Here is a 12,554-nt window from a genome sequence, read left to right as displayed (position 1 = left end):
TCAGAGCGAGTCGCCGCGGCCGATCATCCACCTCGCTGCGGCAAGCACGCAGAAGGAAAGGACGAACAGAAGCAGGCCGAGCGCAATCAGGCTCGACAATTGCAGACCGTCGGCATCGCCGAAGTTGTTCGCGATCTGGGCGGAAATGGTGGTGGACGGCGAAATGATCGACGATTGCAGACGGCTTACCGAGCCTACGACGAAGGTAACGGCCATGGTTTCGCCAAGAGCGCGGCCGAGGCCGAGCATGATGCCGCCGACGAGGCCGCGGCGTGTGTAGGGGATCAGGATGTGGCGGGCCACTTCCCATGTGGTCATGCCCATGCCGTAGGCGGATTCGCGCAGCATCGGCGGCACGGTGCTGAACACGTCGCGGGAGATCGCGGTGATGAAGGGCAGGATCATGACGGCGAGCACGAGGCTTGCCGTCAGCAGGCCGACGCCCGGGGCCGGCGGCTGGAACAGCAGGCCGATCACCGGCACCCGGCCGACCGTCGCGATCAGGAACGGCAGGATATAGTTCTGCATCAGCGGCACCAGAATGAACAGGCCGACGATGCCGTAGATAATGGAGGGAACGCCCGCCAGAAGCTCGATGGCGGTGCTGATCGGACGGCGCAGGCTGCCGGGGCAAAGTTCCGTCAGGAATATGGCGATGCCGATGCCGAGGGGAACAGCAATCAGCATGGCGATGAACGAACTTACAAGCGTACCGACGACGGCAGGCACGGCGCCATAAATATCGGCCGGCGCGCTCCACTTGGTGCCCCAAAGGAACGACAAGCCAAAGGTCTGAAATGTGGGCAAGGCATCGATGACAAGAACCACGAGGATTGCCAGCAGCAGAAGCACGACAAGAACAGCCGAGCCAAGCGTCATCAAATAGAAAATCCGATCCTGGATTCGGAATTTTCTGGTCGCGGCGGAGGTATTCACAGCCTGAAAGCCCGCCATCTGAGTCGCGTCAGCCATCGATTTCCCCTTGTCCTGTCACAAAAGGCGGACAGGGAAAAACCCTGCCCGCCGCAATTTTCTCGCCTAGCACAAATTACTTCGTGCCGAAGTCCGTCTTCCAAGACTTCTCGACGATCTCGACAACATTGTCTGGGACCGCGAGATAAGACAGGGCGGCCGCGTCCTTCTGGCCATGCTCATAGGACCACTTGAAGAACTTCAGCGCTTCTTCGTTCTTAGCAGCGTCGGCCGGCTTCTTGTAGAGCAGAACCCAGGTCGAGGCGGCAATCGGCCAGCTCTTTTCGCCCGGCTGATTGGTGATGATCAGGTTGAAGTTCTTGGCCTTGGCCCAATCGGCGTTGGAAGCGGCAGCCTTGAACGTTTCCAGGCTCGGCTCGATAACCTTGCCGGCAGCGTTCTTCATCTTCGCAAAACCGATGTGGTTGGCGACGACGTAGGAATATTCAACGTAGGAGATCGAACCAGCCGTCTGGTTGACGGTGGTGGAAACGCCTTCCGAGCCCTTGGCGCCGAAGCCGACCGGCCATTCAACAGCCGTGTTCGAGCCAACCTTTTCCTTCCACTCCGGCGAAACCTTCGACAGGTAGTCGGTGAAGTTGAAGGTCGTGCCCGAGCTGTCGGCGCGGTAAACGACGGAGATCGGCGTGGAAGGCAGCTTCACCTCCGGGTTGAGAGCCTTGATGGCCGCATCGTCCCACTTGGTGATCTTGCCGAGGAAGATGTCGGCCAGCGTCTTGCCGTCGAGAACGAGTTCGCCCGGCTTTACGCCTTCGACGTTATAGGAGACGACGATGCCGCCGGAGATCATCGGGAACTGGGCGATGCCGTTCTTCTCGAGGTCAGCGTCGCTCATCGGCTTGTCCGAAGCGCCGAATACGATGGTCTTGTCGAGAAGCTGCTTGATGCCGGCGCCCGAACCGACCGACTGATAGTTGACGACATTGTTCGTCGCTGCCTTGTAGCCTTCGGCCCACTTGGACAGAACCGGAGCGATGAAGCTCGAGCCGGCGCCCGTGATGTCGGCAGCCGAGGCCGAAACGGACATAGCCGCGATGAAGCCTGCAGTCAGGCAAAGCGAACGAAATTTCTGATTCAACATGATTGAACTCACTTCCCAGAGTGATGAAAGGGATGGCGGGCAGAAGCTGAGCACGAAGTATCCCATCGGTTAGGAACCCCACCTCGACCTCCTGGCGACAGTGATGGCTCTAATGCCGCATTGTTTCAGTTTGATGACAGTTTAATGAAGCGGCGGTGACACAACCTGTGGCAATCATCACGGTCATCACGGATCCGCACGGAACGGACCGCCGCGGGCAGCAGGCGAACGCGAACTTCATGTTTTGATTCAACGACGTCGTCAGAGACGGATCACATAATCCTTGCGAGTCGTTTCAATGACTTCCCAGATCCCCTTGAAGCCCGGTTTCAAGATGAGGCGGTCGCCTGCACGCAGATGAAAGGCTTCGCCGTCGTCAGCTGTCACAATGGAATAGCCGGAGAGAATGTGAAAGTACTCCCACTCGTCATAGACGATCCTCCATTTGCCCGGCGTCGCTTCCCAGACACCGGCATAAAGGCCGCCATCAGCCTCGTCGAGGTTCCAGGTTCGAAAAATCGGAGCTCCTGAAATGAGACGATCCGCTGCGGGCGCACCTGCCTCTGGCTCCACGCCATCGACATTCAGTTGCAGATAGGTTGCCACTCAACTCCCCCGTCGATCACGTTTCGCCAAGATCAAAAGCCCGCAATCACCATTCGGCGATCGCGGACCGCGACAACATGAAATACGCTGCGGTCAAAGGCGCTGTCGAGCTTTTTCGGTCTTCTTTCGGTTCAGGCTTCAGACTTTTGCGAGCGCCTGCTCCAAGTCGGCTATGATGTCCTTGACGTCCTCGATGCCGATGGAGAGGCGCACAACGTCCGGACCGGCGCCAGCAGCGACCTTCTGCTCGTCGGTCAACTGCTTATGCGTCGTCGAGGCCGGATGGATGACGAGCGAGCGCGTGTCGCCGATGTTGGCGAGATGCGAGAAGAGCTCCAGCCCTTCCACCAGTCCCTTGCCCGCTTCATATCCGCCTTTCAGGCCGAAGGTGAAGACAGAGCCGGCCCCTTTCGGCGAGTAGCGCTGCTGCAGGGCATGGTTCGGATCATCCTCCAGACCGGCATAATTGACCCAGGCTATCTTCTCCCGGCCCTTCAGCCAACGCGCGACGGCAAGGGCATTGTCGGAGTGTCGCTGCATGCGCAGCGGCAGCGTCTCGATCCCCGTAAGAATCAGAAAGGCGTTGAATGGCGAAATTGCCGGTCCCAGATCGCGCAGGCCGAGAACGCGGCAGGCAATGGCGAAGGCAAAATTGCCGAAGGTCGCGTGCAGCACGATGCCATTATATTCCGGCCGCGGCGAGGACAGCATCGGATAATTGCCCGAGGCCGACCAATCGAACGTACCGCCGTCGACAATGATACCGCCCATGGAATTGCCGTGGCCGCCGAGGAATTTCGTCAGCGAATGCACGACGATATCGGCGCCATGCTCCAGCGGCCGGATGAGATAGGGGCTAGCCATGGTGTTGTCGACGATGAGCGGCAAGCCGTGCTTATGTGCGATAGCTGCGATCGCGGCGATGTCGACGAAGGTGCCGCCCGGATTGGCAAGGCTTTCGATGAAGATGGCGCGGGTGCGCCCGTCGATCTGCGCCTCGAAGGTGGCGGGATCCACTGGATCGGCCCAGCGCACCCGCCAGTCGAAGTTCTTGAAGGATTGACCGAACTGATTGACCGAGCCGCCGTAAAGCCGACTGGCGGCGACGAAATTGTCGCCCGGCTGCATGATGGCGTGGAAGACCAGCAACTGAGCCGCGTGACCCGAGGCAACCGCAAGCGCTGCCGTTCCGCCTTCGAGAGCCGCCACCCGCTCTTCGAGCACGGCCTGCGTCGGGTTCATGATGCGGGTATAGATATTGCCGAACTGCTGCAATCCGAACAGCGCGGCGGCATGATCCGCATCCTGAAAAACAAAGGATGTCGTCTGATAGATCGGCGTTGCGCGGGCGCCGGTCGCTGGATCAGGCTGCGCTCCCGCATGGATTGCCAGCGTGTCGAAGCCAGGATTGTTCGTCGGCATGATCTTCCCTCCCACCAAACTTATTGTGCTAGGAAGATCATAGCGGCCGGGACATGAAAGTTAACCGCGAACTTTGCCGTGCTCTTCGGCTCGCGGAAAAAACTTGCCATATTTCAGTGGGTTCGCGCGATAATCAGCCGGGGCCTGCCACGCGTCCCGATCAGGCGACCAGACGCGGATATTCGATGGCCGGGCAACGGTCCATTACGACCCTGAGACCCGCCGCCTCGGCTCTTGCCGCCGCCGCATCATCACGCACGCCGAGCTGTCCCCAGATGACCGGCGGCCGCGGGTCGATCATGATGGCTTCCTCGACGACGGACCGAAGATATTCGGGCGCCCGGAACACGTCGACCATATCGACAGGCTCGGGAATGTCGGCCAGATGCGCATAGACCCATTGTCCGAGGATTTCCTTGCCGGCCTGCCCGGGATTGACGGGGATGACGCGATAGCCTCTGTTCAAAAGATAGGCCATCACTCCGTTACTTGGGCGAGCAGGATTGGGCGAAGCGCCCACAAGTGCAATGGTCCTTACCGATAGAAGGATATCGGCAATATAGGAATCGTCATAATTGTCGTGGTTCATCACGAAGCCTCCCACTTCGATCACACTTGCGTTTTCTCGCAAATATGGAAACCGCAGCGACCGTATCCACGTATATACTGTATTATAACAACTTCAGGGAGGATTGCTCCGATGAAAAAAATCGTGCTGTTGGGCCTGGCAATTGCTTTCGCCGCCACCCCGGCTCTCGCCATATCTCGGTATAATTCAATGTCCATGACCTGCGCCGAAGCGAGGGCCATGATCAACCGCGAGCGCGCGGTCATCATGCGCTATCCGGCCAGAAGGACACCCAACATGACGCTTTATGACCGATATGTCGCAAACGCCGACTCATGCGATGTCGGTTACTATGCCTATCAGGATTACCTTCCCACCAAGGACCGAGCCTCCTGCCCCGTCTATACGTGCCGGCCGGCCACCGATTTCGACGACGACGAATTGATTTTCCGACGCTGATCGCCATGCGCCAAGGCTGGCCATCGAAGATGCTTCAGCCCCTAGACACAACCAATGATTGTCATTGAGGTGGCATGCTATCGACATAGCGGCCTTGCGCATCACGTCGCACGCTTGCATTCAAAGCAGTTTTTGAAGCGTTTGCATAGATTCCCGCAGGCCGCGAAGTTACGTTCGCAGGAAATGCAATCTTTGTTCTCTATTCATTCACATATAAATTAGAAATAACTCATGTAGCCGCGTTTGAAATGAGAACCGATTGCGAACATGGAAAACATGATGTCCCTTAAATTATCCACAGAATAATTTTCGTGATCGTGCGGAGATATACCCTGAATCTCGGCGACTTTGCAGTTTCTATACTTGAGACAAGGTTTGTTTTTCAACGTGGCGTCCGCCAGCCATAGTGATATCAAATGGAAATATTTTTCATTATTTGCAGAATTAGCCACTAAGTTCGATAGCTCAGCTGACGTTATGTCGCCTTTTGCCCGCGATTTTCACCCACGCGGCTTTGCCATGACCCACTCCAGGCCTTTCGCCGACGGAGCGCACTGTCGTTTTTAAGTAAGTGGTGTCTAATGCTACTCACGCGTTCACAGGACATGCGATATTTGTTCGCGCTTCATACCCCAATAAATTAGCCACTTATAATGTGCGGAAGAGGGATTTGGAACATAGAAGGAACCCCCTTCAAATGCCGGCCGCTCGAATTTGGCCGGGATGAGGCAAGTCTTTATATCAGAGTATATTTCGTTGCTTTTTGATGTATTGCGGATCATATGAAAGCCTGACTCCCACAAAATGCCAAGCATCTGCGCCTGATCCGTTAATCTCCGAGGTTTTTCGTGTCTTTCGACGTTATCGCGCTCGTTCTATTCGGCGCCCTGCTGCATGCGACGTGGAATGCGATCATCAAGGCCGGAACCGATAAATCGCTCGATGCGGCACTTGTGTCGGCCGGTGGCGCGGTTGCAGCGCTCCCTTTGCTACCGTTCCTCCCCTTGCCGGCCGCTCCCGCCTGGCCGTTCATCGGCGCTTCGGCCATCCTGCAATTTGCCTATTTCCAGCTTGTCGCCGCCGCCTATCGCGCCGGAGACATCGGGCTCGTCTATCCGCTGATGCGCGGCGTGGCGCCGCTTATCATTGTCTCGACCAGCAGCTTCATCCTCAAGGAGACGCTCTCGGGCGGCGCGCTGATCGGCACGATGACGATCTGCGCCGGTATATTGACGCTGGCCTTCGAGGCACGGAAGGGTGGACGCCGGGCCATCATGCTTGCGCTTGCCAATGCCGTCGTCATCGCGACTTATACCTATGTCGACGGCATCGGCGCCCGGATATCGGGCAATTCGGTTTCCTATACCCTATGGATGGCGCTACTGCCTCCCATTCTCCTTTTCGCCTGGGCGATCTCGCAACGCGGTGTCGGTGCGGTCGCCGCCCACATCCGGTATAACTGGTGGCGCGGGTTTATCGGCGGCGGCGGTTCGATCGCCTCGTACGGACTGGCATTGTGGGCGATGACGAAGGCGCCGGTGGCGATGGTTGCCGCCTTGCGCGAGTCATCGATCCTTTTTGCTTTGATCATCTCCGTCGTCGTCTTGAAGGAGCGCTCCAGCATCTGGCGCTATATTGCCGGCGCCATTATCGCCGCCGGAGTGCTGATTTTACGGCTTGGCTGACGGCAAAATGTGTGGTTTTACTATACCACAAATACAAGCCATTGATTTTTATGCATATTTTTTATAGTCATCCGATCTGGCGATATTGACCCAGGAGCCTAATCGCTCTATAAGCCGCCGCAGATTGCAGCCTTTCCGGGCTGCTTTCTTTTTGGCACGCATCCTTGCGCGTCAAACCAAGCAACAAGAAACGCCCAGACGCCTTCGGGCCAAGGGTCCTAAAAGAGAGTATGCAACATGGCAACCTTCTCCCAGAAGCCTGCAGAGGTGGAGAAGAAGTGGGTTCTCATCGACGCCGAAGGGCTTGTCGTTGGCCGTCTCGCTTCTATCATCGCAATGCGTCTGCGCGGCAAGCATAAGGCTACCTTCACGCCGCACGTCGACGACGGCGACAACGTCATCGTCATCAATGCCGACAAGGTCGTCTTCACCGGCAAGAAGTACGAAGACAAGGTTTACTACTGGCACACCGGTTATGCCGGCGGCATCAAGGAGCGTACGGCTCGCCAGATCATCGAAGGCCGCTTCCCGGAGCGCGTCGTTGAGAAGGCCGTCGAGCGCATGGTTCCCCGCGGTCCGCTCGGCCGTCGCCAGATGAAGAACCTGCGCGTCTACGCCGGCTCGAACCATCCCCACGAAGCCCAGCAGCCCGTCGTTCTCGACGTCGCCAAGCTGAACAAGAAGAACGTAAGGAGCGCCTGATAATGGCTGACCTCTCCTCCCTGAAGGATCTCGGCACGGCATCGGAAGCTGCTGCTCCGGTTCACGTCCGCAAGGTCGACTCGTTCGGCCGCTCCTACGCGACCGGCAAGCGTAAGGACGCCGTCGCCCGCGTATGGGTCAAGGCCGGCTCCGGCAAGATCATCGTCAACGGCAAGGACTACACGGCTTATTTCGCCCGTCCGGTTCTGCAGATGATCCTGCGTCAGCCGATCGTCGCTGCTGCCCGTGACGGCCAGTTCGACATCATCGCAACCGTTGCCGGCGGCGGCCTCTCCGGCCAGGCCGGTGCCGTTCGCCACGGCCTGTCCAAGGCGCTGACCTACTTCGAACCGGGCCTGCGCTCGGTCCTGAAGAAGGGCGGCTTCCTGACCCGCGACAGCCGCGTCGTCGAACGCAAGAAGTACGGCCGTGCAAAGGCACGTCGTTCGTTCCAGTTCTCCAAGCGTTAATCGCTTATCCGAGATCGGACATTGGAAAGGCCGGGGTTTCCCGGCCTTTTTCTTTTGCGGCATTGAAAATGATGCAGATTCGCCAAGGCAAGGGACCGGTTTTGTGGCAAGGTCCGACCACAAGCTCAGGGAGAGTTCCATGCATAGATTCGTCTTTCCGCTGCTGCTCCTGACCGTCAGTGTCTCGCCCGCCCTATGTGACGATGCCAAACCGGCCGAGCCTGCCGAAAGCGCCGCGGATATGCAGAGCATGAAGGATTTTCTTCAGGCGAACCCGGATTGCCGCGAGTTCAACGACAGCTGCTCCTATTGTATCGTGACAGATGGGCGGGCCGACTGTTCGACGCCGCAGATCGCCTGCGTGAAAAAGGCGTATCAATGCACCGCCAGATCGGGCAAATAAGCGTCACGCATATTCGTCTGCGATTAACCCGTGAGGCACGCCATGAGCACGCACAGAACATCCCGTTTTGCGGCGACCCCCGAGCCGCCCTACTACATCGTTTCCTTCGCTTCGGTCCGAACGGAAGGAGACAATGGTTACGGCGCCATGGGCGAGCGCATGGAGGCGTTGGCGCTGGAGCAAGACGGCTGTCTCGGGCTTGAAAGCGCGAGAGGCGCCGATGGCTTCGGCATCACCAACTCCTTCTGGCGGGACGAGGAAAGCATTCTTGCCTGGAAGAATGTGGTGTCGCATCTGGCCGCGCAAAAACTCGGGCGCGAGCGCTGGTACGAACAATACAAGGTTCGCATAGGACGAATAGAACGGGCCTATGATTTCCAGCTGAACAAAGGAGATACTCTTGCCGAGCGCGTCGATTGACCATGCCTTCACGGCGACCAGCCTGACCTCTGCCGCCAGCGACCCGACCTTCGCAGGCGCGCTCTCCTTCATGCGCCGCCGCTTTTCCAAATTGCTTGATGGCGTCGATGCAGTGGTGTGGGGCATTCCCTTCGATGCCGCGACCTCCAACCGGCCGGGAACGCGCTTCGGTCCGCAGGCAATCCGTCGTGCTTCGGCGATCTTCGACAATGATCCGCAATATCCCTTCAACCGCGATCTCTTCGCCGAGATGGCCGTCATCGACTATGGCGACTGCCTGCTCGACTATGGCAATCATCAGGATACGCCGGCAGCGATCGAGCGGCAGGCAAGGACGATCCTCGACAGTGGCGCCTTCTTGCTGACCCTCGGCGGCGATCACTTCATCACCTGGCCGCTGTTGAAGGCGCATGTCGCCAGGCACGGGCCGCTGGCGCTGGTGCAGTTCGACGCCCATCAGGATACGTGGTTCGATGACGGCGGACGCATCGATCACGGATCCTTCGTCGCCCGCGCCGTGCGTGAGGGATTGATCGATCCGGACCGCTCCCTCCAGATCGGCATCCGCACGCATGCGCCTGACGATTTCGGCATCCAGATTCTTTACGGCCACCAGGTCGAGGAGATGAGCGCCGCCGATATCGCCTCTACGATCATCTCCCATACCAAGGGTGCGCCGACCTACCTGACCTTCGACATCGACTGCCTCGACCCCGCCTATGCGCCGGGCACGGGAACGCCGGTCGCCGGAGGTCCCTCCAGCGCCAAGATCCTGTCGGTGCTGCAGAGACTGCATCAGCTCGACATCAGGGGTGCCGATGTCGTCGAGGTCTCGCCCGCCTATGATCACGCCGACATCACCGCCATTGCGGGCGCGACCGTGGCGATGTATATGCTCGGTCTCCACGCCGAACGACGTGCGAGCGATCGCTGACGCACGATTTCGGAACAGCGCGGCGGTTTTTGAAGACCGTCGTGCTGCCTCCGAAGCGGCCGTTATGAAATTGAATCAACTGCATGGCAAACTGAGTCCGGAAACACTCTCAACCTATTGAAAGAGCAGGAATACGATGGCACCGAAGATTTTCATCGATGGCGAACACGGCACCACGGGCTTGCAGATCCGCATGCGCATGGCCGACCGCCGCGATGTCGAGCTTCTGTCCATTCCGGAAGCCGAGCGGCGCAATGCCGCCATGCGCGAGGACATGCTAAACAGCGCCGATATCGCCATTCTCTGCCTGCCCGACGATGCGTCGAAGGAAGCGGTAAAGATGGTGGCTGCCAACAATAATGTTCGCGTCATCGACACCTCGACGGCCTTTCGTATCCACCCCGACTGGGCCTATGGCTTCGCGGAAATGGACAAGGATCAGGGCGACCGGATCAAGTCTTTGCGTTTCGTCGCCAATCCCGGCTGCTATCCGACGGGTGCGATCGGCCTCATCCGGCCGCTGCGCGCCGCCGGCATTATTCCGGCGGACTATCCCGTGACGGTCAACGCCGTTTCCGGCTACACCGGCGGCGGCAAGCAGCTGATCGCGCAGATGGAAAATCCGGATCATCCGGATGCGATCACCGCGCCGCACTTCCTCTACGGGCTGCCGCTGACCCACAAGCACGTGCCCGAGATGACGACGCATGGCCTGCTCGACCGGGCACCGATCTTTTCGCCATCCGTGGGGCGTTTCCCCCAGGGCATGATCGTGCAGGTGCCGCTGCATCTTGGCGATCTGGCGGAGGGTGCAACGCTCGAAAGCATCCATGCTGCGCTCGTCGAGCATTATGCCGGCCAGGATATCGTCCAGGTCGTCTCGCTCGATGAGAGCCGCGCCCTTCCCCGCGTCAATGCCGTCGAACTTGCCGGCCAAGACACGATGAAGCTCTTCGTCTTCGGCACGCCGGGCGGCGCGCAGGTCAATCTGGTGGCGCTGCTCGATAATCTCGGCAAGGGCGCATCGGGTGCAGCCGTGCAGAACATGGATCTGATGCTCGGCGCTTAAATCGCCCGACACAGGTGACGCTTCACCAACCCGGCCCGTCCTCCGCAAAGGATCGACAAGGCCGGGTTTTCTTATATCGGCAGCAGCCCATTCGCGATTTCAAGCGCACAAATCCGCTCGGCCTTATTTCCGCCTTCTCACTAAATTAGCTGGCGCTGCACGGAAATGTGATCGGCCATGAGGCTCCGCGACCAATTGGCGGGCGGATTTGCTCTTTAACGGCTTCACTGACCGAACGAACAGGGCGTTCAAAGCTATCCCTTTTTTCAATGAATATCCGAGAATGAACCATCGTAAAGGAATTGGTTACCATAATTCGGCATGCTTCCAGACAGTCGGCAAGTCGGCGGCCGGACGCGGCTTTCGCGTTAGGGCGCGTGTGCGTTTTTGAGCCGGCGTGGTGTCTGTGTAGTTTGGATAACGAGTATCATGGCGTTTGCGACCGAGACCTTCGGTAACTTCAATTCGCGTTCCGGCTACGCCCCGCGATCGAAAAAATCCTTCCGAATCCGTCCCGGTACCTTGGCAACCGGCGCTGCCGTAGCGGCTTTCGCCTGGATTGCCGCGACGCTCATGACAACGCAATCGATGGTGCTGTCGCTTCCCGGCGCGGCTTCGTCCGACAATTTCCTTGCGCCGCGCGCCTCGGCCTTCATTGTACCGCAGAACCATGTGATGCGTCCCACCCATATCGCCGCGCAGACGACATCGCTGCATGGGCAGAGCCGTTTCGGCGGCATGGCTGACGCAGAAGTTCAAGCGAAAGCCGCCGGCACGGACGCGGTTCGCTTGCAACTGGCGAATGCCCTGGCGCAGCAGGCCTCCGAGATCAAGCAGGCACAAAACGCGGCGGCAAGCATCAAAAGCGGCCGTATCGAAGTAGCCGCTGCTCCGCCGGAAACGATCGACCGTCTGCGTAAAGTAATCGCCGTAACCTTCGCTATCGCTGTGCAGCAGCTGAACCAGGTGAAATATGCCGCGGCCCTGATACCCGCTGCAAGCCCCGTAAACCCGACCGCGCAGCCGGCTGCCATTGCCGCGGCAGCACCCGCGGTGAGCCTGCCTGCCGTTGCCGAAGCGAAGCCATTGCCCGCCAAGGATGCCGACATTGCCGTGGCCGAGGCCGTGCTCAACGTCATCCCCGTGGCCCGCCCTGTCCGCGAAACGCCGGTAGAGCGCGCCGGCGCCACCGCCGCTATCGCCAAGGCAACGGGCAACGAGACTGCGGCTCAGCCGTCATCGCGCTTGATGGCCTATGCGGATCCGGACGACAGTTCCGTGCGCAAGACGAAGCCCTTCATCAATCCCTTCGCTGCCATCAGCCCCGGCGCAGGCACTGCGATCTACGATATCGAGGCGAAGACCGTCTATCTGCCGAGCGGCGAGCGCCTCGAGGCCCATTCCGGCCTCGGTCTGATGCGTGACAATCCCCGCTATGTCGACCGCAAGAATACCGGCCCGACGCCGCCCGAAACTTATAACCTGACCTATAGGGAAAGCCTGTTTCACGGTGTGCAGGCGCTGCGCCTGACACCTGCAAACGGCGCCCGCATCTACGGCCGCGACGGCTTGCTGGCTCACACCTACATGCTCAGAGGGGGTCGTGCCGAATCGAATGGCTGCGTGGTCTTCAAGGATTACAGCCGCTTTCTGGCCGCCTTCAAGCGTGGCGAAATCAAGCGTCTGAAAGTGGTCCCGCGCGTGTCGTCGACTGCAAGCGTCGCCTCGGCGCGTTAGAGCTT

14 protein-coding genes are annotated in these 12,554 nt (G+C 59.1%); 9 read left to right on the top strand and 5 right to left on the bottom strand.

The window, feature by feature from the left end; genetic code table 11:
* From pstC to DQ393_RS23850, 5 genes are all read right to left on the bottom strand, one after another.
* Window positions 1-972 (bottom strand): phosphate ABC transporter permease subunit PstC, encoded by a 972-nt coding sequence (pstC, locus tag DQ393_RS23870; protein WP_112344188.1) that lies wholly within the window; start codon window positions 970-972, stop codon window positions 1-3.
* Window positions 973-1,048: 76 nt separating this feature from the next.
* Window positions 1,049-2,020 carry a phosphate ABC transporter substrate-binding protein PstS gene (gene pstS / locus DQ393_RS23865; RefSeq protein ID WP_245430443.1) on the bottom strand — a complete coding sequence of 324 codons (972 nt, stop codon included), beginning with the start codon at window positions 2,018-2,020 and terminating at the stop codon, window positions 1,049-1,051.
* Window positions 2,021-2,335: 315 nt separating this feature from the next.
* Window positions 2,336-2,680, bottom strand: a complete 345-nt coding sequence (locus DQ393_RS23860) for a cupin domain-containing protein (RefSeq protein ID WP_112344186.1) — start codon at window positions 2,678-2,680, stop codon at window positions 2,336-2,338.
* 138 nt (window positions 2,681-2,818) lie between these two features.
* Window positions 2,819-4,102 (bottom strand): O-acetylhomoserine aminocarboxypropyltransferase, encoded by a 1,284-nt coding sequence (locus tag DQ393_RS23855; protein WP_112344185.1) that lies wholly within the window; start codon window positions 4,100-4,102, stop codon window positions 2,819-2,821.
* A gap of 160 nt (window positions 4,103-4,262) precedes the next feature.
* The gene (locus DQ393_RS23850) at window positions 4,263-4,691 is read right to left on the bottom strand and encodes a CoA-binding protein (RefSeq protein ID WP_112344184.1); all 429 of its coding nucleotides are present in this window, start codon (window positions 4,689-4,691) and stop codon (window positions 4,263-4,265) included.
* A gap of 111 nt (window positions 4,692-4,802) precedes the next feature.
* Between DQ393_RS23850 and DQ393_RS23845 the strand changes: the two genes are divergently transcribed.
* The 9 genes from DQ393_RS23845 to DQ393_RS23805 all read left to right on the top strand — a co-directional run bounded on the left by DQ393_RS23845 (window position 4,803) and on the right by DQ393_RS23805 (window position 12,549).
* Complete coding sequence (locus DQ393_RS23845; protein WP_112344183.1) at window positions 4,803-5,129, top strand: hypothetical protein; 327 nt, start codon at window positions 4,803-4,805, stop codon at window positions 5,127-5,129.
* Window positions 5,130-5,977: 848 nt separating this feature from the next.
* Window positions 5,978-6,814 carry an EamA family transporter gene (locus tag DQ393_RS23840; protein WP_112344182.1) on the top strand — a complete coding sequence of 279 codons (837 nt, stop codon included), beginning with the start codon at window positions 5,978-5,980 and terminating at the stop codon, window positions 6,812-6,814.
* A gap of 237 nt (window positions 6,815-7,051) precedes the next feature.
* A complete protein-coding gene (gene rplM / locus DQ393_RS23835) occupies window positions 7,052-7,516 on the top strand; it encodes a 50S ribosomal protein L13 (RefSeq protein WP_004122374.1) in 465 nt (154 codons plus the stop codon).
* Between the two features lie 2 nt (window positions 7,517-7,518).
* Window positions 7,519-7,986, top strand: coding sequence for a 30S ribosomal protein S9 (gene rpsI, locus DQ393_RS23830; RefSeq protein ID WP_112344181.1), 468 nt, complete (start codon window positions 7,519-7,521; stop codon window positions 7,984-7,986).
* Between the two features lie 139 nt (window positions 7,987-8,125).
* Window positions 8,126-8,389: a hypothetical protein gene (locus DQ393_RS23825; RefSeq protein WP_112344180.1), complete on the top strand. Its 264-nt coding sequence runs from the start codon at window positions 8,126-8,128 to the stop codon at window positions 8,387-8,389.
* Between the two features lie 42 nt (window positions 8,390-8,431).
* Entirely contained in the window at window positions 8,432-8,809 is a 378-nt protein-coding gene (locus DQ393_RS23820) for an antibiotic biosynthesis monooxygenase family protein (protein ID WP_112344179.1), read from the top strand.
* Entirely contained in the window at window positions 8,790-9,743 is a 954-nt protein-coding gene (gene speB / locus DQ393_RS23815) for an agmatinase (protein ID WP_112344178.1), read from the top strand. Before DQ393_RS23820 ends, speB begins: the two co-directional genes overlap by 20 nt.
* Before the next feature lie 136 nt (window positions 9,744-9,879).
* Window positions 9,880-10,812: an N-acetyl-gamma-glutamyl-phosphate reductase gene (gene argC / locus DQ393_RS23810; RefSeq protein ID WP_112344177.1), complete on the top strand. Its 933-nt coding sequence runs from the start codon at window positions 9,880-9,882 to the stop codon at window positions 10,810-10,812.
* A 429-nt stretch (window positions 10,813-11,241) separates the two neighbouring features.
* A complete protein-coding gene (locus DQ393_RS23805) occupies window positions 11,242-12,549 on the top strand; it encodes a DUF2778 domain-containing protein (protein ID WP_112344176.1) in 1,308 nt (435 codons plus the stop codon).
* Window positions 12,550-12,554: the final 5 nt, after the last annotated feature.

The sequence above is a fragment of the Martinezella tropici genome, assembly GCF_003287875.1.
GTDB lineage: Bacteria > Pseudomonadota > Alphaproteobacteria > Rhizobiales > Rhizobiaceae > Rhizobium > Rhizobium tropici_C.
This window is presented reverse-complemented; position numbering and strand designations above follow the sequence as displayed.